The sequence below is a fragment of the Caulobacter sp. NIBR2454 genome (assembly GCF_027474405.1).
Taxonomy (GTDB): domain Bacteria; phylum Pseudomonadota; class Alphaproteobacteria; order Caulobacterales; family Caulobacteraceae; genus Caulobacter.
Genome location: NZ_CP114871.1, coordinates 325,126 through 346,946, shown reverse-complemented (window position 1 = coordinate 346,946; position 21,821 = coordinate 325,126). Strand labels below are relative to the sequence as shown.

Below are 21,821 nucleotides of genomic sequence, written 5' to 3'. Positions count from 1 at the left end.
CGCCGCCTACGCCCAGTGGCTCAGCCAAGCGCCTGCGCTAGGTCAGCCTTCAAATCCTCGAGATCTTCGATCCCGACGGAAAGGCGGACGAGGCCGTCGGTGATGCCGAGCGCTTCGCGCTGTTCGGCGGGGATCGAGGCGTGGGTCATGATCGCCGGATGCTCGATCAGGCTTTCGACCCCGCCAAGGCTTTCGGCCAGGGTGAAGAGGCGCGTGCGCTCCAGCATCCTGCGGGCCGGCGCGAGGCCGCCCTTGATATCCACCGAGATGATGCCGCCAAAGCCGTGCATCATCTGGCGCTTGGCCAGGTCATGTTGCGGGTGGGAGGCCAGGCCCGGATAGACCACGCGGGCGATGTCGTCGCGGGCCTCCAGCCACTGGGCGATGGCTAGGGCGTTGTCGCAGGCGCGCTGCATGCGCAGCGCCAGGGTCTTGACCCCGCGCAAGGCCAGGAAGCTGTCGAAGGGGCCGAGCACGGCTCCCACGGCGTTCTGCAGGAACTTCAGCTTTTCGGCGACTTCGGCATTGTCGCCGACCACCGCCACCCCGGCCACCACGTCGGAATGGCCGTTCAGGTATTTGGTGGCCGAGTGCATGACCACGTCGAAGCCCAGCTCCAGCGGGCGCTGGACATAGGGGCTGCAGAAGGTGTTGTCGGCCACCGTGATCAGGCCGTGCTTCTTGGCCAGTTCGGCGATCGCCGCCAGATCCGCCAGGCGCAGCATCGGGTTGGTTGGCGTCTCCACCCAGATCATCTTCGTCTCGGGCCGGATCGCCGCCTCGATGGCCGACAGGTCGGCCATGTCCACAAAGGTGAAATCCAGGCCGGCAGAGCGCTTGCGGACCTTGTCGAACAGCCGGAACGAGCCACCATAGAGGTCGTCGCTGGCGATCACGTGGGCGCCGCTATCGAGGATTTCCAGGATGGTCGAGGCGGCCGCCAAGCCGGAGGCGAATGCGAAGCCGGCGGCGCCGCTTTCGAGGTCCGCCACCGCGCGCTCGAAGGCGAAGCGGGTCGGGTTGTGGCTGCGGCTGTACTCGAAGCCCTTGTGCTCGCCGGGACTGGTCTGAGCGTAGGTCGAAGTGGCGTAGATCGGCACCATCACCGCACCCGTGGTCGGGTCGTGGCTCTGGCCGCCGTGGATGGTGCGCGTGGCGAAGGCCAGGCGGTTCTTGCCAGTCTTGTTGTCGCTCATGTTCAGGCCGTCAGACGCAGGTGGTTGATCAGGTCAACGCGGGTGATGACGCCGATGAACTCGTCTCCGTCGACCACCAGGGCCACCTCGTCACGATCAAAGACCTCGGGCAAATCTTCGACACCCTGATGAGCTTGCAGGGTGTTGACTGCCTTGGTCATGGCTTCGGACACGGGTTGCTTGAAGCGCGGTCCGGGCTGGTCGTCGCCACCCTCGACCGCGGCCAGGATGTCGCTCTCGTCCAGGATGCCGACCAGCTTGCCATGATCGACTACCGGCAGCTGGCTGATATCGCCGCTGCGCATGCGGTTATAGGCGGTCATCAGAGTGTCCTGCGGGCCGATGGCCACCACGCCGCCGTCGGCGTAGCGTTTGGCGATCAAGTCGCGCAGGTCGCCGTGCAGTTCGCGCTCATCGAAGCCATGGGCCGCCAGCCACATGTCATTGAACATCTTGGTCAGGTACTTGGCGCCCGTGTCGCAGACCAGCGTCACGACCCGCTTGGGTTCGGTCTGTTCGCGGCACCAGCGAAGGGCCGCGGCCAGCAGAGTGCCCGAGGACGAACCGGCCAGAACGCCTTCCTTGCGCAGCAGCAGGCGGGCGGTGTCGACGCTCTCGCGGTCGCTGATCGAATAGGCCTTCTTGACCAGGCTCATGTCCGCGACGGCAGGAATGAAATCCTCGCCGATGCCTTCGACGATCCACGATCCCGCTTCGCCATAGGTCCCGGTGGCCACGTAGTCGCACAGGATCGAGCCGACCGGATCGGCCAGAACCATCTGGGTCTTGGGCGAGTGCTTTTGCATGTAGCGACCGACGCCCGTCAGGGTGCCGCCCGAACCGACGCCGACCACGATGGCGTCAACGTCGCCTTCCATCTGCTCGAGGATTTCCGGCGCGGTGCCGGTCTCGTGAGCCAGCGGGTTGGCCGGGTTCTCGAACTGGTTGACGTAGATCGCGCCAGGGATCGACTGGGCCAGGGTCTGGGCCATGTCCTGGTAGTATTCAGGATGGCCCTTGCCCACGTCGCTGCGGGTCAGGCGCACGTCCACGCCCATGGCGCGCAGGTGCAGGATTTTCTCGCGCGCCATCTTGTCCGGCACAACCAGGATCAGCTTGTAGCCCTTGAGGCTGGCGACCTGGGCCAGGCCAAGGCCCGTATTGCCGGCGGTGGCTTCGATGATCGTTCCGCCCGGCTTGAGGCTGCCGTCCTTTTCCGCGGCCTCGATCATGGAGCGGGCGACCCGATCCTTGATCGAGCCGCACGGGTTCTGGCTCTCCAGCTTGAGGAACAGGCGGCAGGGGCCGGTGTCGATATTGCGCACCTCGATCATCGGGGTCGAACCGATGAGATCGAGGGCCGAGGACTGCGCCTTGGGCGCCATCGGAATGTGGTCAGTCATGGCGAAGTCTCCGCCGAAAAACGAGGATTTGTCCCTCTTTTAGAGGCAAATCGCGCAAGTTCGAAAGGCGGTCTCGTCCAGCGGCGAGAAATCCTTGCGTAGCCTAGAGATGTGTATGCGGCGATGGCGGGATACAAGTCGCGTCCCGCAAGATAAGGGCGACGCGCCGCGACTCGGCGACGGAGAATCAGTCGCCGTTGCGGGTCAAAATCCGCACCAGCGCCATGACCACCAGAGTCACGCCGCAAACGGCGGCGGCCAGGGCAGGGCGACCGTCCATAAAGGCCGCAAGGGCGCCGCATCCGCCGATCAAACCGACGGCGACGATCGGCCAGGGCGAGGTTTCGAATTCCGGGTCCATGGCCGACTTATCGCGCCACGCGTGTATCGGTACGATCCCGTATTTCTACGGCGCCCGGGCCCGCGCCTCTTGCGCGGCGCGCCCTTCTGTCCGCCTATGACGATCCGATTTTCTGGGGAGTTTTCGGATGATCCGAACCTTGTGGGCGCGGATAGCGGGCGCGCTTCTGCTGGCTGGCGCCGCAGGTCCCGGCCTCGCCGCCGAGCCGGAGTTCAAGCCTGGCGCCTGCGTCGGCGACTATGCCGGCGTTCCCTATAAGGTCGATTGCGGAACCATGGTGGTGGATGAGGCGCGGGGCGACCCCAAGAGCCGCCGGATCACCTTCCCCGTAGCGATCGTTCGCGCGCTGGAGCCCAAGGGTCTTCCGCCCGTCGTCTATTTCCACGGCGGCCCCGGCGGGGATGCCGTGGAGGGCGTGCCTACGCGCCTGAAGCGTCCGGCGGCCAAGGAGTTCATCGCGGTAGATCAGGATTGGATCTTCTTCGATCACCGCGGCACGGGCCTGGCCTCGCCGAGCATGAACTGTCCGGGCACGGCCCTGACCGATGCGGGGCCGCCATCCGAGAAGGACGCCGACGGCATCATCGCATGCCTGAAAGCCTTCAAGGCCCAGGGCGTGGATTTGACGCGCTACAACGCCGTCGAAGTCGCCCACGATGTGCAGGACATGCGTAAGGCGCTGAAGCTCGACAAAATCGACCTCTACGGTGGCTCCTACGGCACGCGGGTTCAGGCGGCGGTGCAGACCCATGCGCCCCAGGGCGTTCGCGCCGTGGTGCAGGACAGCCCTTGGCCGCCAGAAGCCGCCTGGACCGTGGGCGGGCCGGAAATGGTCGCCTCGTCGCTCTACGTGGTCATGGCCAAGTGCGAGGCCATCGCCGAATGCGCCAGCCGATATCCGGACTTGAAGGCCAGGCTGCAAGCCACCGCCGCCAAGTTCATGGCTGCTCCGCAGAGCATCGGCGGCAAGACCTATAGCGCCGACGACCTGGGCGGCTATCTGATGGACGCCAGCTATTTCGCCGCGCGCGTCCTGCCGCAGCAGCTATCCAAGATCATCGCCGGCGACATGTCGCCCGTGGACGAGTTCATGGCCTCCCGCGACTACTACGCCGAGGGCCAATTCATGACCCACCTGTGCAAGGAGGAGATTCCTTTTGAGAAGCGCAGCGGGATCATGGCAGGGGCGAAGGGCGACCCTGTGGCCGAGCTTATGGTCGCGCCCATGGAGCGCATTCACGACATCTGCGCCGCTGTCGACTGGGGCGAGATCTCGCCCATCGAACAGCAGCCGGTGAAGACGACGATCCCGACCCTGTTTCTTGCGGCCGAGATCGATCCCGGCTGCCCGCCGGAGCTCACCGAAGCAGCGGCCAGGGGCTATGCCGGCAGCCAGGTGGTGATCGTAACCAACGCTACGCATGGGGTCGGCGGCGCGAGCCCCTGTACCCGCAAGATGATCCGTAACTACTTCGTCGATCCCAGCCAGCCGGTGGATCGTTCCTGCCTGCCGGCCAAGGACACCCCCATGGCCTTCGTCTACTGAGAAGTTAGAAGCTCTTGCGGATACGTAGCTGTACGAACTCGCGCGGATCGGTCTGGCGCAGCTCGACCAGCTCCACTGCGCGGGTGGCGCGATCGGCGTAGAGCGTCCGCTCGTACGGAAAGTCGTTCCAGGTCGTAAGCTGCAGGCGGATGGCGAGGTCGGGCTTGGGCTTATACTCGGCGAAGAACTGCAGGTAGTTGTTGATCTCCATCCGCACTGTCTCGTCAGGGCGATAGCGCACGCGCTTGAACGGCGGAATGTAGTCGACGCCGTAGGTCAGCTTCCAGCGTGGCAGGTCCTGGGTGAAGCTGACCAGATGGCGATTATGCTCGACCCATGAGATGCGACGCTTGTCACCCGTGGTCGGGTCGATCACCTCGGTGCGGTCCCACTTTGTGTTGACCACCAGGCGACCGCCCGGAACCTTCAGGCGCTCCAGCGGCAGTGTCAGATTGATCGCGACGCGATTGAGCGTTCCGTCGCCGATATTGCCCGTGGCCGACAGACCGTCGGGCAGCGGAATCTGATCGATGACATCGACAATCTCATCGTGGCGCAGGGTCAGGCTGACGACGCCGTCGCCCCAGAATCTGCGCTCATAGACGAACTCGCTGATCCAGCGCTGTTCCGGCTCCAGATCGACATTGCCGCCGAACACCTGATCGTTTTCGAGGGCGGCCGAAGCGGCGAAATCGCCAAAATCGAGCTGACCCAGCTCGCGCTCGAAGCGGAAGCGGAACTGGTTGCTCTTCACCGGTGTCCAGGTCACCAGGACGCGGGGCTTGATGAAGGATAGGGTCTTTTCAGAATCCACGTCGCCCGACTGGCTGATCGTCGAGCGCTCGTAGCGCACGCCGCCCTCGAACATCAGGCCTTCGCGAGGACGCCACGTCCCCTGCAGGAAGCCCTCGCCACGGACCTCCTCAACCTTCACCGTCGCGCTGGGCAGAGGCACCTCCTCGCCGCCGACGGTGAACCGCTGCTTGGTGTCGAGGAAATTGTAGGCGAACTCGCCGCCGCCCTCGATCGTCAGACGGGGCGAGCCTTCCCACCGCAGGGTGGAGCGGGCGATGCTTTCGCCCGACTGATAGTCGGCCGTGAAGACCTGATCGGGGCCAAAGCCGCGGCTGCGCGAGGTCGACTCGCCGTCCTCCAGATTCTGGATCAGGCGGGCCTCCAACTTCAGGTCGTTGGCGAACCTGCGTTCGTACCGCAGGCCCAGATCGCCGCTGAGTTCATCGTCGCGGTAATTTGAGCGGCGGAAGGCGACGCCATCACCGAAGGTGGCGCCATCCTGCCAAAAGTCGTCCTCGAGCGATCCGGTAAGCTCCAGCCTGCCGCCCAGGACGGGCCCCGACCAATTGCCGCGCAGGTATTTGCCGCCGCCCTTGAAATTTGTCTCCATAGGCTCGTTGGAGATCAGAACCCCGTTGGCGTCCCGCCGGGTCAGACGGCCAAGGCCCGTGCCATCGTCGAAGTCGACGTCCTGGCCGAGTTGCAAGCCCCATTGGCGGCCATTGTCGCGTGAGCTGAACTCGTAGCGCAGGCGGTACAATTCGGGCCCGCCCTCGAACAGGTAAGGCTCGACGGTGACGGTGTGTTCGCGCGACGCCTCGGGCTTGAGGATCACGTTCACGACCACCGAATAGTTCTGCATGTCGATGCCGCCGGCGCCGCCGCGGATCAGATCGATGCGCTCGACCCGTGCGGCGGGGGTTCGTTGCAGGACCATCGAGCCCGTGTCGGACTTGGAGGCCGGGCGCGCGCCGTCGATCAGGACGTTGCCGGCTGAGCCGGCGAAGCCGCGCAGGTCCTCGCCGTCCTCCAGTTTGAAACCAGGAACCCGCTCAACCATGTCGAGGGCGGTATTGGGCTGCTGGGCGGCGAAGAAGTCAGGGGTGAAGGCGATGACGCCGTTGGTTGCGGCCGGCAGGGAGGCCGGCGTCTGGGCGTAGGCGGCGCAGCCCATCGCGGAAGCGAGGCCTAGAGCGGATGCCGCCGCGAGCAGATGGTTGCGCATGTCGTATTCCCCTCAGAGCCGTCGAGAGGAGGTGTGCCCGCTCACGTCGTATTCAGGCCAATTACATAACCGCAACGTGGATTAAATCTTCGACAGGCTACCAAAAACAAAACGGCCGGACGCGGCGTCCGGTCGTTATTTCCGATGCTGCACGACCCTAGAGAATCGACTGGCCGGTACCGGCCCAATCCTTGAGGAACTGCTCCAGGCCTTTGTCGGTCAGGGGGTGCTTGAACAGTTCGCCAAACACACTGGCCGGCAGGGTGGCGCAGTCGGCGCCCGACAGGGCGGCATCCTTGACGTGGCCGGCGGTGCGGATGGAGGCGGCCAGAATCTCTGTCTCGAAGCCGTAGTTGTCGTAGATCGCCCGGATGTCAGTGATCAGCCCCATGCCATCGGCGCCCTGATCGTCCAGGCGGCCGATGAAGGGCGAGACGTAGGTGGCGCCGGCCTTGGCGGCGAGCAGGGCCTGCACCGCCGAAAAGCACAGGGTCACGTTGGTCTTGATGCCCTGGCGGCTGAAGTGGCCGGTGGCGATCAGGCCGTCGCGGGTCAGCGGCACCTTCACGACGACATTGGGCGCTATGGCGGCGAGCTTCTCGCCCTCGGCGATCATGCCATCGGCCTTCACGGCGGCGACTTCAGCGCTGATCGGCCCAGGCACGAGGTCGCAAATCTCGGCGATCACCTCGAGCATAGGACGGCCTGACTTGGCGATCAGCGACGGATTGGTGGTCACGCCATCGACGAGACCGGTCTCGGCCCATTCGGCGATCTGCTTGGTGTCGGTGGAGTCGAGGAAGATCTGCATGGTCGTTTCTTACCGGTTCAGGGCGCCGTTCGCCACCAGGGCGTCGGCGGTTTGGACCACGGCGTCACGCCACGGCCGGGGATGCTCGCCAAAAACCCGCGTCAACTTGCCAGTGTCGAGGGCGGAATAGACGGGTCGCGGCGCGGGCTCCGGAAACGCCGTCATGGGGACCGGCGTCAGCCTGGCCATCGCCTGCGGATCGCGGGCGATGGCGGCGCTGGCCAGTTCATAGCGGGTGGCGACCCCGGCGTTGGCGAAATGGAAGAGACCGAACGCCTCGTCGCCGGCTTGCGCCGTCGCCCAGCGCGGAGCCGCGCGGACCAGGAAATCGGCGAGATCCACGGCGCTGGTCGGAGTGCTGGTCTGGTCGGCGACGATGCGGACTTCGTCGCGCTCGCGGGCCAGGCGCATCATGACCGTGACGAAGTTGCGGCTCAGCGGCGAAAACACCCAGGCGATGCGAAACACCGCGCCCTTGGCATAGGCCGCTACCGCCGCTTCGCCCGCCAGCTTGGACCTCGCATAGACCGAGGCCAGCGGCGTGGCGGGGTCCGTCTCCACATAGGGCGCGCCCTTGGCGCCATCGAAGACGTAGTCGGTGGACAGGTGGACTAGCGGCAGGCCCCGCGCGGCGCAGGCCCGCGCCATGGCGGCGGGCGCCGCGGCGTTCACCGCCATGGCCGCGTCCGGGTCCGCTTCAGCCGCATCCACCGCCGTGAAGGCCGCGCAATTGAGGACGAGATCGCAGTCGGCGCCCGCGATAGCGGCTTCAATGGCCGACGGGTCGGTGAGGTCGCAGTCGGCGCGAGACAGGGCCGTGACCTGCGCCTGACCTTCAGCCGCCGCCAGCACACAACGGGCGACCTGGCCGGTGGCGCCGAACTGCAGGATACGGATCACGCCGTCACCTTCGCCACCAGAGCGTCAAGGTCGCCGCCTTCATAGAGATGCCCGACCATGCCGGCGCGGCGCGCCGCCTCCATGTCGGACTCACGGTCCCCGATCATCACGGCCTCTTCGGCGTTGAGACCAAAGTCGCGCAAGGCCGACAGCAGCATGCCAGGGTTGGGCTTCCGGTCAGGATGGTCGATATGCCGGTAAATCTCGACCTGGGCGTCCTTGTGGAAGGGGCAGGCATAGAAGGCGTCGATGGTCGCGCCATCCTCCGCCAACTGGCGCTGCATCTCCGCATGGAACACGTCGACCGCGGCGAGATCGTAGAGCCCCCGCGCCACCCCCGACTGATTGGTGACCACGATCACCTTCAGCCCCGCGGCGTTCAGTCTGCGGATGGCCGCCGTGGCCCCCGGCGTCCAGACAAGGTCCTGCGGCCTGTGGGTGTAGCCCTCGTCCAGGTTCAGCACCCCGTCGCGGTCGAACATCACGGCTTTGAGCGCGCTTTTCATGATCCGGCTTTAGCGGCGGCGGAACCGCCTCTCAAGCGGGACCGTTGCGGAGCGGGGCGATCCGTCCCAAAACCCTGTTGCTCGATTGCTGGAGTACCCGCCATGTCAGACGCGTTCGACAAAGCCGCCAAGCTTAGCGCCGAGCTGAAGACCTGGCTGTTGAACGACGCCTATCCGATCTGGTGGGAGGCCGGAGCCGACCACATGCGCGGCGGCTTCTTCGAGAAGATCAATCAGGATGGAACACCCGTGGAGGCGCCGCGCCGCGCCCGGGTCCAGCCGCGCCAAATCTACGCCTTCGCCGCCGCCAAGGGTCTGGGTTGGGACGGGCCGGCGCAAGCCGCCGTCGCCCATGGGCTCGACTTCTTCCTGGGCCGCTATCTGCGCGCTGATGGTCTGGTGCGCACCCTGGTCAGCCCGGAGGGCGAGCCGCTGGACGATAGCGTCGTGCTCTATGATCAGGCCTTTGCGCTCTTCGGTCTGGCGACGGCCTATCGCCTGACGGGCGAAGCCAGGCTTCAGCGGATCGCCGTCGATCTACGCGCCGCCCTGATCGCCCAGCGCAGACATCCGATCGCCGGGTTCGAGGAAAGCTCGCCCCGCGTCACCCCGCTGCTGTCCAATCCTCACATGCATCTGTTCGAGGCCTGCCTGGAATGGGTCGAGGCCGGTGGCGACGCCCAATGGCGCGACCTGGCCGATCAGATCGCCAATCTGGCCCTGAGCAAATTCATCGATCCCAAGACCGGCGGGGTTCGCGAATATTACGACGGGGACTGGAACCCCGCGCCGGGTTTGAACGGCCGCATCCTGGAGCCGGGGCATCAGTTCGAATGGGGCTGGCTGCTGATGCGGTGGGGCAGCCTCGCCGCCCGTCCCAACGCCATCGAGGCGGCCCTGCGCATGATCCGCATCGGCGAGGGCCCCGGTGTCGATCCGCAACGCGGCGTGGCGTTCTTTTCCTTGCTGGGCGACATGACGCCCCACGACCTGTCGGCGCGCCTGTGGGCCCAGACCGAGCGCATCAAGGCCGGTGTTCTGGCCGCCGAACTGACCGGCGATGACGCCTGGTGGGAGACGGCGAGCGCCGGCGCGGAGGGCCTGCTGAAGTACTTCGACACCCCCATACGCGGTCTCTATCGCGACCGGATGCAGCCGGACGGAAGCTTCGTGGACGAGCCGGCCCCGGCCAGCTCGCTCTATCACATCGTCCTGGCCATCGCCGAGCTTGACCGGGCGGTTCGGGCGAGGGCCGGCTGAGCGCACCTTGCCCTGACGCCGCCCCGGGCCTAAGGGCTCGCGGATGACCTCCCCCGCGCCCGTTCGCGTGACCGCGCTCTATCGGTTCACGCCCTTTGACGACATTGAGGCGCTGCGCGGTCCGCTGGCCAAGCTGTGCTGCTCGCTGGATGTGAAGGGCACCCTGCTGCTGGCGCCCGAGGGGATCAACGGAACCATCGCCGGCGCGCGCGAGGCGATCGATGCGGTGCTGGACCATATCCGCACTCTGCCCGGCTGCGCCGATCTCGACTTCAAGGACTCCTTCGCCGAGGTCATGCCGTTCCTGCGGATGAAGGTTCGGCTGAAGAAGGAGATCGTCACTCTGGGCGTGCCTGGGATCGACGCGGCGCGGGACGCGGGGACCTACGTGGAGCCCGCCGACTGGAACGCCCTGATCGCTCAGCCGGACGTGGTGGTGATCGACACCCGCAACGCCTACGAGGTCGCCATCGGCACCTTCGAGGGTGCGATCGATCCCAAGACCGAGAGCTTCAGCGACTTTCCCGCATGGTTTCGAGGTTTCCGCGAAACATGGGGGGAGACGGCGCCGAAGGTGGCCATGTTCTGCACCGGCGGCATCCGCTGTGAGAAGGCCACGGCCTTCCTAAAGGCCGAGGGCGTCGAAGAGGTCTTCCATCTCAGGGGCGGCATCCTGAAATACCTGGAGACGACGCCGGAGACAGAAAGCGCATGGCGCGGGGAGTGCTTCGTCTTCGACCAGCGCACGGCCGTCAAACACGGGCTGGAGGTTGGCGAACACACGCTCTGTCACGGTTGCCGCATGCCGGTCAGTCCCGCCGGCCGCGCCTCCCAACTCTATGTCGAAGGGATCAGCTGCCCCGCCTGTCACGACCAGCGCGATGACGTCCGGCGCGAACGCTATGCCGAGCGCATGCGCCAGATGCAGCACACCGCAAAGCTGGGGGTCGCCCATCTCGGCGTCGCCACGCCAGAGGCCAAGGCCCGCAAGGCGAGCGCCGAATGAGGGATAAGGAAGCCCACCTTATCACCGGCGGCTGGCTGATCTCGGTGATGACCGAAGGTTCGGACGGCAAGCCGCTCCAGCGCTATTTCGCGGTCGGTCACCCTGATCAGGCCAAGGCCGAATGGACCTGCATCGACCGCGCCACCCAGGACGGGCCGCTGGCCTCCAGCCCGTCGGCGGGCCGCGAACCGGTGCAGGCGGTCAATCCGATCAACCTTTACGCCATGCGAACCTACGGCCTGGCGAATGGGGAAGTTAAACTCCTGGGAGAAAAGCCCCCGCGTCGCTGGATGACGCGCTAGGTTGCAAAAAGGGGCGGGCGCCGCGACCTTGGATCGCATCGCCTTTTGTTCGCTGGTAGGCGAGGGCTGCAAAGCCTTGATGGGGAGCCGCAAGCTGATTCGCAGAGCCGCCAGAAGCATCGCCCTCGGACTGTCGGGCGCCCTTCTACTCTTGCTCCCGGCCGAAGCCCAGGCTCCGGCGTCCAACCCAACGCCCGCCAACCCGGCCGCGGCGGCGCCGTCCAATGTCCCGTCCACGCCTCAAGCGCCCGCGCTGGTCGCCCTTTCGGCCGGGCCGCAGCCCATCGGCACGCAGCCCATCGCCCAGGCCTACGCCCAGCCTGTGATCCAGACAGGGCCGCTTGTGGAGACCCCGCGCACGCCGGACGTCCAATCCTTCAGCCTGGCCGATCTGGAGGTAAAGAACCCCCTGCGGATGATCAGCGTCGATGGGGAGTTCTCCGTCCCCTTCAATCTGAGCGCCGACTCCCAGGTCACAGCGGCTTCCCTGCGCCTGCGTCTGACCCACTCGCCGGCCATGTTGCCCGACCTGTCGCAGCTGGTGATCTACATCAACGACGAGGTCATCGGCGCGGTGCGACTGGATGGCAGCGGCGAGGGCGGCATGACCATCGACATTCCGGTCGATCCATCCCTGTTTGGCGCGAAGAACCGCCTGAACCTGCGCTTCCTGGGGCACTACACGCGCGGGTGCGAAAACCCGCTGCACCCGTCCCTGTGGGCGGAAATCGACACCCGCGCCTCGCGTCTTAGCGTCACCACCGTCAAGGGCGCGCCGCGCCTCGACCTGGCGCGTCTGCCCAGCCCCTTCTTCGAAGGGCTGCCGGGCGGTCTGAACGTCCCCTTCGCCTTCGCCAGCCAGCCCAGCGATCAGGCCCTGCAAGCCGCTTCGGCCGTGGCGTCCTATTTCGCCCTGGCGGCCGACTACCAGTCGTTCCGCTTTCCGGTCGTGCTGGGCGCCCTGCCCGCCGGGAATGGTGTGGTCTTCGCCACCTCCGGGGAGGTGATCGGCGGCATGTCGGTTGGGGCCGTGAACGAGCCGACCCTGCGCCTGATCGAAAATCCGGTCACACCGGGCGGCGTCCTGCTGCTGGTGCTGGGCCGGGACCGTGAACAATTGCTGGCCGCCGGCCGCACCCTGGCGCTTGGTTCTGTATCTCTGCGCGGCGCCTATGCTCCGGCGTCCGCGGTCAACCTGCAACAGCGCAAGCCCTACGACGCCCCGCGTTGGCTGCGCACCGACCGCCCCGTGCGCTTCGGCGAGCTGGCTGATCAAAGCGCCATGCAGACGGTGGGCGCTGGCGCCCCGGTGATCGTTCCGATCCGCACCGCGCCTGACCTTTTCCTGTGGCCATCCAACGTGGCCCGCATGAAGCTGCGCTATCGCTACGGTGAAGGCGATTGGCTGAACCTCGACGCCTCCCGCCTCGACGTGTCGATCAACGGGACCTACGTCAAATCCCTGGGTTTTAGAGACCGCTCGCGCGCGGACCCGTTCGTGGACCGACTGCCCGGCTACTTCACGCTCAAGGAAGCCAAGGTCGAGCTGCCGTCCTACATGCTGTTCGGCCAAAACGAGCTGAATCTCTATTTCAACATCATCCCCCGCACGGTGGGGAACTGTAAGGGCGAACTGCCCGTCAACCTGCGCAGCGGCATCGACCCCGACAGCACCATCGACATCACCGGCGCCGCGCATTTCGGCAGCCTGCCGAACCTGGCCTATTTCACCGGCTCCATCTTCCCCTTCACTCGGTTGGCCGACCTGTCGGAGACGGCGGTCGTTCTGTCGTCGAACCCGACGGCCGCGGAACTGGAAGCCTTGTTCGCCATCATCGGCCAGGCGGCCGAGTCCACGGGCGTGGCGGCCACGGGCGTGACCATCACCCGAAATTCCGATGCGGCGACCCTGGCGGAGAAGGACGTTCTGCTGATCGGCTCCACCGCCATGGCCGCCACCCACGCGGACCTGTTCACCCGCAGTCCGTTCATCCCCACCGAGACCGGCCTGACCCGCCGCGCGCGGCTACTGGATGGCCTATCGCGGCTGTTCGGCGGCAATGGCGCGGACGCCGCCCTTCGGGGGCAGGACTTCCAGGGTCTGGCGAGCTTCCGCTCGCCCTATGGGGGACGACGGGTGGTCGTGGCCGTGCTGTCGTCCGACGCGGCGGCGCTGCCCGGAACGCTGCGTCGCCTAGCGGCGCCCAGCAACATCTTCAAGGTGCAGGGCGACCTGACCGTTGACGGCGCCGACGGGGTGAAGGGCTATCGCGTCGGGCCGATCTTCTGGCGGGGGACGCTATCGCCGGTGATCTTCGTACTATGGTGGTTCAGCCGCAATCCGCTGCTTTTGGCGGTGGGCTTCGTGCTGGCCGCTCTGCTTCTCTCGGGCCCGATCTTCCTTGCCTATAAGGCGCTCGAGAAGCGTCGCCTGCATCAGTAGTCGGGGCCGTCGATCGCTCCGACGAGTGATCGACGGCGGTGACGATGACGTGATCGCACGAACCTTCGCTTGAGCGCCTCGTTCTAGGGGCATGAACACACTGCTCCAGAAGCTGGGCCTCGATCCCCTGCTGGTTTCCGACGCCGTCGCTGATTTCACGACCGTTTCGCTGTTCGCGCTCGCCGCAGTCGCCATCGCCCAACTCGCCGCCTAAGGTCCCGCCCATGAAAGCTCTCCTCGCCGCAGCCCTGCTGCTGACGCTCTCCGCGTGCGGTCAGGCCGCCGACAATGGCGCGGAAGTGGCCAAGACGGCTCCGACGACCACAGCGCCATCACCCACGCCTGCCGCGTCGCCAACCGCCGAGGCCGATCTCAGCCCCTGGCTTGGGCGTTGGAATGGCCCCGAAGGCCTGTTTCTCGATATCAAACCGGGCAAACATCCAGGGACCGTCGCCCTGACGCTGAAGGATAACCTCGACAGTCAGGCAGAGTACGCCGGCGTCCTTGAGGGCGATGCGATCCGGTTCGAACGGCGCGGCGTGCGTGAAAGCATCCGCTTTGGCTCGGGTTCGGAGACCGGCTTCAAATACCTGCTGGAAATGACCGACTGCGTGGTCGTGGTCGCCGGCAAAGAGGGCTACTGTCGCCCCGCTGGCTAGAGCCAGCGGGTGACCAGCAGGGTGGCCGAGCCCTTGGCGCGGACGGTCATCGGGCCATCCAGGTCGAAGCGATCACCGGTCTTGTGGCGTTTAGGCTCGCCCTCGATCTTGCCGGCCAGGACCTGGATGGTGCCGGCGGGCAGAACGGCGGCCGACTTGTCCTCCAGCCGCCAGATCTCTACCTCGGCGCCGTCTTCCTTGGTGATCGGCTGGCGGGCGACGCCGCCGCTGGCGCTGATCACGTGACGCTGCACGATATGGCGGCCGCCCTCCTTGAGCTTGTCCACCAAGATCTTGACGCTCTGGGCGTCGTCGCGGCGGCAGACCAGCACGGCGTCAGGCTCGGCGATGATCAACAGGTCCGTGACCCCAATCACGCCGACGAAGGGACCGTTGGAGCGGGCCAGCACGCCCTCGGTGCGGATCAGTTGCACATCCCCGCTGGCGGAGTTGCCCGCCTCGTCGCGAGGCGAGGCGTCCCAGATGGCGTCCCAGGCCCCCAGGTCGGACCAGGTGAAGCCGGCGGGCGCCACGGCCGCCTTGCGGGTGCGCTCCATGACCGCGAAATCCACGGACTTCTTTGCGGCTCCGGAGAAGGCGTCCTTGTCGAGCCACAGGGCCTGCCCGTCGCGGCGGGCCCAATCGACGGACTCACGCGCGGCCTGGGCGATGGTCGGCTCGAACTGGGCGAACTCCTCCATCAGCACGTCGGCGCGGAAGGCGAAGTTGCCACTGTTCCACAGATAGCCTTCGGCCAGATAGGTCTCGGCGGTCTTGCGATCGGGCTTTTCCACGAAAGCCTCCACGCGCCGCACCCCGTTCTCCAGGGGTTCTCCGGGACGGATATAGCCATAGCCCGTGGACGGATCGGTGGGCTCTACCCCGAAGGTGACGATGTGACCGTCGTCCGCGGCTTTGGCGGCAACCGTGGCGGCCTGCTGGAAGATTTCGGATTCGACGATGTGATGGTCGGCGGCCAGCATCAACATCACGCCGCGCGGCGCCAGGGTCTGGATATAGGCGGCCGCGGCGGCGATGGCCGGGCCGCTGTCGCGCGCTTCAGGCTCGACCAGGACAGTGATGCGCACGCCGATCTCGGCGGCCTGGCGCAGCACCTGTTCCAGCATGTTGCGGCCGGTGACGATGACCGGCTCTTCGGCGCCCGGCATTTGGCGCAGGCGCTTGAGGGTCTCCTGATAGGAGGAGCTGTCGCCGATGAGCTTGAGGAACTGCTTGGGACGGTCAGGCCGCGAAGCCGGCCAAAGGCGCGTGCCAGAACCACCGCAAAGGATCACCGGATAAAGCGACATGAAACCTCTAGATGTCCGACGGGCTCCCGGAACGCACCACTGGCGCGACCGTTCCCGGCCATGACAGTGCGTTTAAACTAAACCCGCAGTCTGCACAGCCAAAAGCCAAGCTTGTTTGGCCTAAGGCACGTTCTCGCGCAGTTCAGCCAGCCATAGATCCGGGCTGGCGTCGGAAGGCATCCGCCAGTCTCCCCGCGGCGACAACGCGCCGCCGGACGCGATCTTGGGTCCATTAGGCACGGCCGAGCGCTTGAACTGGTTGGCGAAGAACCGCTTCAGGAAGAGCTCCAACCATCCCTTGATGGTCGGCAGGTCGTATGCGACCCGCGCGCTCTCGGGCGTATTGGCCGGCCAAAGCCCCGCCTGCGCGTCACGCCAAGCGTTGAAGGCCAGATAGGCGACCTTCGACGGCGCCATGCCGAACCGCGACAGATAGAACAGGTTGAAGTCCTGCAATGCGTAGGGGCCGACGAAGCTCTCGGTGGACTGGCCCTTTTCGCCAGGCACCAGCTCGGGCGAGATCTCCGTCGCCAGTATGTCCTCCAGCAGCGACGCGGTGACGGCGTCCACATCCCCCGAATGCGCCACGAAGCGGATCAGGTGCTGGATCAGCGTCTTGGGCGCCCCGCTGTTGGGGTTGTAGTGGCTCATATGGTCGCCGACGCCGTAGGTACACCAGCCCAGGGCGAGCTCCGACAGGTCGCCGGTGCCCACAACCATGCCGCCGTGATGGTTGGCCAGGCGGAACAGGTAGTCCGTGCGCAGGCCGGCCTGCACGTTCTCGAAGGTCACGTCATAGACCGCCTCACCCTTGGCGAAGGGGTGATCCAGATCGGCCAGCATCTGCTTTGCCGCCGGCCGGATGTCGAGCTCGGCGGCGGTGACGCCAAACGCCTTCATCAAGGCGTGGGCGTTGCCCTTGGTCCGGTCGGAGGTGGCGAAGCCCGGCATGGTGAAGCCGAGTATGTTGGAGCGCGGCAGGCCCATCTGGTCCATGGCCCGCGCGGCCACGATCAGGGCCTGGGTGGAGTCCAGGCCGCCCGATATCCCGATCACGAGTTTTTGCAGGCCCGACGCTTCGATCCGCCTAGCTAGGCCCTGGACCTGGATGTTGTAGGCTTCGTAGCAGTTCTCGCGCAGCTTGGCCGGGTCTGACGGGGTGAACGGGAAGCGCTCAACCTTACGGGCCAATTCCAGTTCGTCGGCCGACGGATCGAAGTCCGCCAGGACGATGCGGAACTCCGAACCATAGAGATCGACCGCGTCACCGAAGCTCCCCTGGCGGAAACGCTCCTGACGGATCCGGCTTACATCTACGTCGGCGAACGCGAAGTTGGCCTTGGTGGCGAAACGTTCGGTCTCCGCCAGTAGGCCGCCCAGTTCCCAGATGTCGCCGTGCCCGTCCCAGGCTAGATCGGTCGAGGATTCGCCCGCCCCGGCCGCCGCATAGACATAGGCAGCCAGGCAGCGCGCCGACTGCGAGGCGCAGAGCAACCGGCGCGTCTCGGACTTGCCGATCACCACGCTGGAAGCCGACAGGTTCAGGAGGATTTCCGCCCCGGCCATGGCCGCCGCCGTGCTGGGCGGCGTCGGCATCCAGAAGTCCTCGCAGATCTCCAGGGCGAAGCGGAAAGGCGCCGCGCCCTCGGTCTCGAAGATCAGGTCCGTGCCGAAAGGAATTTCTTCGCCAGCGACGAGCAGGGTGCGATCGGCCACGCCCGCGCCGCTGGAGAACCAGCGCTTCTCGTAGAATTCGCGATAGTTGGGCAGGAAGCTTTTGGGCGTCGCGCCCAGAATCCGGCCTCCCCCGATGGCGATCGCGCAGTTGAACAGTCGCGGACCGTCACGCAGCGGCGCGCCCACCACGAAGATCGGCGACAGGTCGGCGCTGGCCGCGGCTAGGCTGGCCAGGGCGGCCTCCGCAGCGTCGAGCAACACGTCCTGATGGTGCAGGTCGTCAATTGAGTAGCCGGTCAGGCCCAGTTCCGGAAACGCCATGAGCGCGACGCCTTCGGCCTGCCCCTGCGCAACGAGATCAAGCACGGCCTGAGCGTTGGCGGCTGGATCAGCCAGCCGCACCTTCGGCACGCAGGTCGCCACCCGCACGAAGCCATGCCGGTAGGGGTTCAGGAAGGGCAGGTCGGAAGAGGTCTTGGTCGCCATGGGCACTTCATACCGCCATAGCGGCTGAAGGCCTACTAACGCGCGTCAGAGCGAGCGGGAGGCCCGGCGCCAGAGCACATTGAAGCGACGGCTCAGCGCGGCGTCCTCGAACACCACCTTACGGGCGCCCGAGCCGTCGGCATGGACCATGATGAACGGATAACCGTTCTCGGAGAGAAACCCCTGAATAAACTGCGACAGGCGGGCCTCGTCCTCGACAGGGGCCAGCCGCACTTCGGTCGCGTCGTACGCGTTCAGGGTCGCGCTCATCATCGGAGCCTCCGCCTTCGTTAAGGTCCAGCTAACCACCTTTTCGCATGTGCGAAAAGAGTTCGCTTTCGCAAAATCGTCGCGGAGGCTAACGGCGAGCAGGGCCGGCAGGTTCCGCCAGCCCTGACAGGTCAGGCCTTGAGCAGAGCCTCAACCGCCACGCGCGCGCCGGAGGCCAGTTCTGGATGCTTCAGAGCCAGGCCGACATTGGCCCGCAGCAGGCCGATCTTGTCGCCGCAGTCGTAGGTCGCGCCCTCGTATTCATACGCGTGGAAGTCCTGCACGCCCATCAGACGCGCCATGGCGTCCGTGAGCTGAATCTCACCGCCGGCGCCCTTCTCCTGGGCCGCCAGCAGGCCGAAGATTTCCGGCTGCAGGATGTAGCGGCCCGCGATGGACAGGTTGGACGGGGCCGTACCCTGCGGCGGCTTCTCGACCATGCCCGACATGGTGGCTAGACGGCCCTCGATCTTGCTGGGAGCGACCACGCCATACTTGTGGGTGTCTTCCATGGGGACCTGCTCGACGGCGACGATGTTGCCGCCGACCCGGTTATAGACGTCGACCAGCTGGCCCAGCGCGCCGGGCTCCGCGTCGATGATCACGTCGGGCAGCAGGACCGCGAACGGCTCGTCGCCAATGATCTCGCGGGCGCACCAGACCGCATGGCCCAGGCCCAGCGGCTGCATCTGTCGCACGAAGCTCATCTCGCCCGGCTTGGGCAGCTCGTCGCGCAGTTGCTGGAGGATGGCGGTCTTGCCCTTAGCCTCCAGCTGAGCCTCGAGTTCGATTTGGTGGTCGAAGTAGTCCTCGATGGCGCCCTTGGAACGGCCGGTGACGAAGACGAAGTGTTCGATGCCCGCGGCGCGGCCTTCGGCCACGATGTAGGACAGGATCGGCCGGTCTACGACGTTCAGAAGCTCCTTCGGCGTGGTCTTGGTCCCAGGCAAGACGCGGGTCCCAAGGCCCGCAACCGGCAGAACGGCTTTGCGAACAGGCTTCATCGAATTCCTCCAAATCCCCTATGCCCGTTGGTTTAGCGACCGAAGTCGAGCTTGGCGAGGTCCGGAGCGATTACGGAACCGGCGGCCATCGCGTGCGCTCCGTCCTTGCGTCAGCCAAGCCGGAGACCTGCAATGACCAACCTAGTAGATGCCGAGACCGCCCTTGAGGAAGTCCTGGCCTTGCTGGAAACTCCGCCCCAGCCCGGATCACCGGAGGACGAGCGGTTTGGCGTCATGCTGCGCCAGGTTCTGGCGGCGAGCATTTCTGATGACGGCGAGGACGCGGACGAAGCGGATGCGGTTCTGCCCATCGACAACAGCCTTCGCCAACGCCTCGAGGCGCTCGCCCGTCGCCGCGATGCGGCCAATCCGTTCGGAGAAAATCCAAACGGGCTCGGTCCGACCCTCGGGATGGATATTCGTCGCTCTTAGGCTTGGCCTCAGTAGAAGACGACCAGCACCAGCGAGGCGCACAAGCAGCTCATAGCGATTAGGGTCTTGGCCACGGGTCCCTCCTTGGCGCGCGATAGGTGTCGCATGGGCAAATAGGCCGCCTGGGCGGGCGTGGCTTGCATGCGCCGGACGTCGATTGAATTCATACGAGAGGCCCGCGCGGGTTGACCGCGCGCCCGCTCGCGTGCGACCTGCGCGCAAAATCACCTGCGCAGCGAGAACTCCCGATGTCCGTGTCCCCCACGACCATGGCCGACGCCATACGCGTGCTGTCGATGGACGCCGTCCACAAGGCCCGCTCGGGCCACCAGGGCATGTGCATGGGCATGGCCGACGTGGCGACGGTGCTCTGGACCAAGTTCCTGAAGTTCGACGCTTCAAAACCTGATTGGGCCGACCGCGATCGCTTCGTCCTGTCGGCCGGCCACGGCTCGATGCTGCAGTACTCCCTGCTCCACCTGACCGGCTTCAAGGCCGTGTCGATGGAGCAGATCAAGAACTTCCGCCAATGGGGTTCGGCCACCCCGGGCCACCCCGAGTACGGCCACACCCCTGGCGTTGAGACCACCACCGGTCCCCTGGGCCAGGGCCTGGCCACTGCCGTCGGCATGGCCATGGCCGAACGTCACCTGGCCGCCCGCTTTGGCGACGAGCTTGTCGATCACCGCACCTGGGTGGTGGCTGGCGACGGCTGCCTGATGGAGGGCGTCAGCCATGAGGCGATCAGCCTGGCCGGCCGCCTGAAGCTGTCCAAGCTGACCGTCCTGTTCGACGACAACAACACCACCATCGACGGCGAGGCCACCATCGCCGAGACCGGCGACCAGCTCGCCCGCTTCAAGGCCGCCGGCTGGGCGGTCAAGAAGATCGACGGCCACAACCATGGCCAGATCGCCGCCGCCCTGCGCTGGGCCACCCGCCAGGACAAGCCGACTCTGATCGCGTGCAAGACGCTGATCTCGAAAGGCGCGGGCCGCAAGGAAGGCGACCCGCATAGCCACGGCTATACGATGTTCGACGACGAGATCGCCGAGGCGCGTCAGGCCATGGGCTGGACCAGCGGCCCGTTCGAGACGCCCGAAGACGTGGGCAAGGCCTGGCTGAAGGCCGGCAAACGCGGCGCCAAGCCCCGCAAGGCCTGGGAGAAGGCTTTGGCGGCCTCCAACCACGCCGCCGAGTTAAAACGCGCCATGGCCGGCGACCTCCCCGCCGGCTGGGAAGAGCGTATCGACGCCCACATCGCCGAGATGGCCGCCACCGGCAAGGCGGACGCCACGCGTTCGCATTCTGGCGCAGCCTTGGCTCAACTAGTCCCGGCGATCCCTGAGATGATCGGCGGTTCGGCCGACCTGACCGGCTCCAACAACACCTTCGTCAAGGGCATGACGCCCTTCGACGCCCCGAGCTATGACGGTCGCTACGTCCACTACGGCGTGCGCGAGTTTGGCATGGCCGCGGCCCTGAACGGCATGGCCCTGCATGGCGGCGTCATCCCCTATTCTGGCACCTTCCTGGTGTTCAGCGACTACAGCCGCGCGGCGATCCGCCTGGGCGCGCTGATGGGCGCGCGGGCCATCCACGTGATGACCCACGACTCCATCGGCCTGGGCGAAGACGGCCCGACCCACCAGCCGGTGGAGCATGTCGCCTCCCTGCGCGCCATGCCCGGCCTGCTGGTCTTCCGCCCCGCCGACGCCATCGAGGCCGCCGAATGCTGGAAGATCGCGGTCCAGCAGAAGAACAGTCCGTCCCTGATGGCCCTGTCGCGACAGAAGGTGCCCGCGGTGCGTACCGACGTGAGCCAAAACTTCTCCGCCAAGGGCGCCTATGAGCTGGCTGCCGCCGACGGCGCGGCCAAGGTCACGATCTTTGCGTCGGGCACTGAAGTGTCTATCGCGATGAAGGCGCGTGAGCTGTTGCAGGCCGAAGGCACGCCCACCCGCGTTGTCTCGACCCCCTGCTGGGACCTCTTCGAAAAGCAGGACGCCGCTTATCGCAAGGCTACCATCGGCGACGCCCCGGTCCGGGTGGCGGTGGAAGCCGGCGTGCGGTTCGGCTGGGAACGCTTCATCGGCGAGGACGGCCTATTCGTCGGCATGACCGGCTTCGGCGCCAGCGCGCCGTACGAGCGCCTCTATCAGGAGTTCGGAATCACCGCCGAAGCCGTGACCGCGGCGGCCAAAAGCAAGCTTTAGGCGAAAGGCGGGC

At 66.2% G+C, this 21,821-nt stretch carries 21 protein-coding genes; 9 read left to right on the top strand and 12 right to left on the bottom strand.

Going from position 1 to position 21,821, the window contains the following annotated elements; genetic code table 11:
- Positions 1-20 precede the first annotated feature (20 nt).
- The 3 genes from O5K31_RS01690 to O5K31_RS01680 form a co-directional block, all read right to left on the bottom strand.
- Complete coding sequence (locus tag O5K31_RS01690) at positions 21-1,196, bottom strand: cystathionine gamma-synthase (protein ID WP_269715405.1); 1,176 nt, start codon at positions 1,194-1,196, stop codon at positions 21-23.
- Between the two features lie 2 nt (positions 1,197-1,198).
- Positions 1,199-2,599: a cystathionine beta-synthase gene (locus O5K31_RS01685; RefSeq protein ID WP_269715404.1), complete on the bottom strand. Its 1,401-nt coding sequence runs from the start codon at positions 2,597-2,599 to the stop codon at positions 1,199-1,201.
- A gap of 187 nt (positions 2,600-2,786) precedes the next feature.
- Complete coding sequence (locus O5K31_RS01680; protein ID WP_269715403.1) at positions 2,787-2,960, bottom strand: hypothetical protein; 174 nt, start codon at positions 2,958-2,960, stop codon at positions 2,787-2,789.
- 127 nt (positions 2,961-3,087) lie between these two features.
- Here O5K31_RS01680 and O5K31_RS01675 point away from each other — a divergent pair, with 127 nt between their 5' ends.
- A complete protein-coding gene (locus O5K31_RS01675; RefSeq protein WP_269715402.1) occupies positions 3,088-4,506 on the top strand; it encodes an alpha/beta hydrolase in 1,419 nt (472 codons plus the stop codon).
- A 4-nt stretch (positions 4,507-4,510) separates the two neighbouring features.
- Here the strand turns inward: O5K31_RS01675 and O5K31_RS01670 are convergent, their stop codons facing one another.
- The 4 genes from O5K31_RS01670 to O5K31_RS01655 all read right to left on the bottom strand — a co-directional run bounded on the left by O5K31_RS01670 (position 4,511) and on the right by O5K31_RS01655 (position 8,743).
- On the bottom strand, positions 4,511-6,526 hold the full coding sequence (locus O5K31_RS01670; RefSeq protein ID WP_269715401.1) for a TonB-dependent receptor plug domain-containing protein: 2,016 nt from the start codon (positions 6,524-6,526) through the stop codon (positions 4,511-4,513).
- A 157-nt stretch (positions 6,527-6,683) separates the two neighbouring features.
- Complete coding sequence (fsa, locus tag O5K31_RS01665; protein ID WP_269715400.1) at positions 6,684-7,337, bottom strand: fructose-6-phosphate aldolase; 654 nt, start codon at positions 7,335-7,337, stop codon at positions 6,684-6,686.
- Between the two features lie 9 nt (positions 7,338-7,346).
- Complete coding sequence (gene rfbD / locus O5K31_RS01660; protein WP_269715399.1) at positions 7,347-8,237, bottom strand: dTDP-4-dehydrorhamnose reductase; 891 nt, start codon at positions 8,235-8,237, stop codon at positions 7,347-7,349.
- On the bottom strand, positions 8,234-8,743 hold the full coding sequence (locus tag O5K31_RS01655) for an HAD family hydrolase (RefSeq protein WP_269715398.1): 510 nt from the start codon (positions 8,741-8,743) through the stop codon (positions 8,234-8,236). The genes rfbD and O5K31_RS01655 overlap by 4 nt, the downstream gene beginning before the upstream one ends.
- Before the next feature lie 102 nt (positions 8,744-8,845).
- Here O5K31_RS01655 and O5K31_RS01650 point away from each other — a divergent pair, with 102 nt between their 5' ends.
- The 6 genes from O5K31_RS01650 to O5K31_RS01625 all read left to right on the top strand — a co-directional run bounded on the left by O5K31_RS01650 (position 8,846) and on the right by O5K31_RS01625 (position 14,413).
- Positions 8,846-10,003, top strand: a complete 1,158-nt coding sequence (locus O5K31_RS01650) for an AGE family epimerase/isomerase (RefSeq protein ID WP_269715397.1) — start codon at positions 8,846-8,848, stop codon at positions 10,001-10,003.
- 43 nt (positions 10,004-10,046) lie between these two features.
- Positions 10,047-11,009, top strand: coding sequence for an oxygen-dependent tRNA uridine(34) hydroxylase TrhO (gene trhO / locus O5K31_RS01645; protein ID WP_269715396.1), 963 nt, complete (start codon positions 10,047-10,049; stop codon positions 11,007-11,009).
- Positions 11,006-11,311 (top strand): hypothetical protein, encoded by a 306-nt coding sequence (locus O5K31_RS01640; RefSeq protein WP_269715395.1) that lies wholly within the window; start codon positions 11,006-11,008, stop codon positions 11,309-11,311. The genes trhO and O5K31_RS01640 overlap by 4 nt, the downstream gene beginning before the upstream one ends.
- A gap of 151 nt (positions 11,312-11,462) precedes the next feature.
- Positions 11,463-13,754 (top strand): cellulose biosynthesis cyclic di-GMP-binding regulatory protein BcsB, encoded by a 2,292-nt coding sequence (gene bcsB, locus O5K31_RS01635; RefSeq protein WP_269715394.1) that lies wholly within the window; start codon positions 11,463-11,465, stop codon positions 13,752-13,754.
- A gap of 91 nt (positions 13,755-13,845) precedes the next feature.
- Positions 13,846-13,968, top strand: coding sequence for a hypothetical protein (locus O5K31_RS01630; protein WP_269715393.1), 123 nt, complete (start codon positions 13,846-13,848; stop codon positions 13,966-13,968).
- Positions 13,969-13,978: 10 nt separating this feature from the next.
- The gene (locus O5K31_RS01625) at positions 13,979-14,413 is read left to right on the top strand and encodes a hypothetical protein (RefSeq protein WP_269715392.1); all 435 of its coding nucleotides are present in this window, start codon (positions 13,979-13,981) and stop codon (positions 14,411-14,413) included.
- Here the strand turns inward: O5K31_RS01625 and O5K31_RS01620 are convergent.
- The 4 genes from O5K31_RS01620 to galU all read right to left on the bottom strand — a co-directional run bounded on the left by O5K31_RS01620 (position 14,410) and on the right by galU (position 19,160).
- Positions 14,410-15,723: a mannose-1-phosphate guanylyltransferase/mannose-6-phosphate isomerase gene (locus tag O5K31_RS01620; protein ID WP_269715391.1), complete on the bottom strand. Its 1,314-nt coding sequence runs from the start codon at positions 15,721-15,723 to the stop codon at positions 14,410-14,412. The two genes, O5K31_RS01625 and O5K31_RS01620, sit on opposite strands and share 4 nt — an antisense overlap.
- A gap of 120 nt (positions 15,724-15,843) precedes the next feature.
- A complete protein-coding gene (locus tag O5K31_RS01615) occupies positions 15,844-17,886 on the bottom strand; it encodes an NAD(+) synthase (protein WP_269715390.1) in 2,043 nt (680 codons plus the stop codon).
- Between the two features lie 45 nt (positions 17,887-17,931).
- The gene (locus tag O5K31_RS01610) at positions 17,932-18,159 is read right to left on the bottom strand and encodes a hypothetical protein (RefSeq protein WP_269715389.1); all 228 of its coding nucleotides are present in this window, start codon (positions 18,157-18,159) and stop codon (positions 17,932-17,934) included.
- A gap of 128 nt (positions 18,160-18,287) precedes the next feature.
- On the bottom strand, positions 18,288-19,160 hold the full coding sequence (galU, locus tag O5K31_RS01605) for a UTP--glucose-1-phosphate uridylyltransferase GalU (RefSeq protein ID WP_269715388.1): 873 nt from the start codon (positions 19,158-19,160) through the stop codon (positions 18,288-18,290).
- Between the two features lie 132 nt (positions 19,161-19,292).
- Here galU and O5K31_RS01600 point away from each other — a divergent pair, with 132 nt between their 5' ends.
- A complete protein-coding gene (locus O5K31_RS01600; protein ID WP_269715387.1) occupies positions 19,293-19,592 on the top strand; it encodes a hypothetical protein in 300 nt (99 codons plus the stop codon).
- Positions 19,593-19,600: 8 nt separating this feature from the next.
- Here O5K31_RS01600 and O5K31_RS01595 read toward each other — a convergent pair whose 3' ends face one another.
- The gene (locus O5K31_RS01595) at positions 19,601-19,735 is read right to left on the bottom strand and encodes a hypothetical protein (RefSeq protein WP_269715386.1); all 135 of its coding nucleotides are present in this window, start codon (positions 19,733-19,735) and stop codon (positions 19,601-19,603) included.
- 105 nt (positions 19,736-19,840) lie between these two features.
- On the opposite strand from O5K31_RS01595, the gene tkt reads away from it, so the two are divergent.
- Positions 19,841-21,808 (top strand): transketolase, encoded by a 1,968-nt coding sequence (gene tkt, locus O5K31_RS01590; RefSeq protein WP_269715385.1) that lies wholly within the window; start codon positions 19,841-19,843, stop codon positions 21,806-21,808.
- Positions 21,809-21,821 lie beyond the last annotated feature (13 nt).

Bases quoted from the DNA above. Each gene is read 5' to 3' on its own strand.
- O5K31_RS01615 (WP_269715390.1), bottom strand. From the start codon at position 17,886: ATGGCGACCAAGACCTCTTCCGACCTGCCCTTCCTGAACCCCTACCGG.
- O5K31_RS01690 (WP_269715405.1), bottom strand. From the start codon at position 1,196: ATGAGCGACAACAAGACTGGCAAGAACCGCCTGGCCTTCGCCACGCGC.
- tkt (WP_269715385.1), top strand. From the start codon at position 19,841: ATGTCCGTGTCCCCCACGACCATGGCCGACGCCATACGCGTGCTGTCG.
- O5K31_RS01655 (WP_269715398.1), bottom strand. From the start codon at position 8,743: ATGAAAAGCGCGCTCAAAGCCGTGATGTTCGACCGCGACGGGGTGCTG.
- O5K31_RS01670 (WP_269715401.1), bottom strand. From the start codon at position 6,526: ATGCGCAACCATCTGCTCGCGGCGGCATCCGCTCTAGGCCTCGCTTCC.
- O5K31_RS01675 (WP_269715402.1), top strand. From the start codon at position 3,088: ATGATCCGAACCTTGTGGGCGCGGATAGCGGGCGCGCTTCTGCTGGCT.
- O5K31_RS01630 (WP_269715393.1), top strand. From the start codon at position 13,846: ATGAACACACTGCTCCAGAAGCTGGGCCTCGATCCCCTGCTGGTTTCC.
- O5K31_RS01600 (WP_269715387.1), top strand. From the start codon at position 19,293: ATGACCAACCTAGTAGATGCCGAGACCGCCCTTGAGGAAGTCCTGGCC.
- O5K31_RS01680 (WP_269715403.1), bottom strand. From the start codon at position 2,960: ATGGACCCGGAATTCGAAACCTCGCCCTGGCCGATCGTCGCCGTCGGT.
- galU (WP_269715388.1), bottom strand. From the start codon at position 19,160: ATGAAGCCTGTTCGCAAAGCCGTTCTGCCGGTTGCGGGCCTTGGGACC.
- fsa (WP_269715400.1), bottom strand. From the start codon at position 7,337: ATGCAGATCTTCCTCGACTCCACCGACACCAAGCAGATCGCCGAATGG.
- O5K31_RS01610 (WP_269715389.1), bottom strand. From the start codon at position 18,159: ATGATGAGCGCGACCCTGAACGCGTACGACGCGACCGAAGTGCGGCTG.
- O5K31_RS01640 (WP_269715395.1), top strand. From the start codon at position 11,006: ATGAGGGATAAGGAAGCCCACCTTATCACCGGCGGCTGGCTGATCTCG.
- O5K31_RS01625 (WP_269715392.1), top strand. From the start codon at position 13,979: ATGAAAGCTCTCCTCGCCGCAGCCCTGCTGCTGACGCTCTCCGCGTGC.
- O5K31_RS01595 (WP_269715386.1), bottom strand. From the start codon at position 19,735: ATGCAAGCCACGCCCGCCCAGGCGGCCTATTTGCCCATGCGACACCTA.
- trhO (WP_269715396.1), top strand. From the start codon at position 10,047: ATGACCTCCCCCGCGCCCGTTCGCGTGACCGCGCTCTATCGGTTCACG.
- O5K31_RS01685 (WP_269715404.1), bottom strand. From the start codon at position 2,599: ATGACTGACCACATTCCGATGGCGCCCAAGGCGCAGTCCTCGGCCCTC.
- O5K31_RS01650 (WP_269715397.1), top strand. From the start codon at position 8,846: ATGTCAGACGCGTTCGACAAAGCCGCCAAGCTTAGCGCCGAGCTGAAG.
- O5K31_RS01620 (WP_269715391.1), bottom strand. From the start codon at position 15,723: ATGTCGCTTTATCCGGTGATCCTTTGCGGTGGTTCTGGCACGCGCCTT.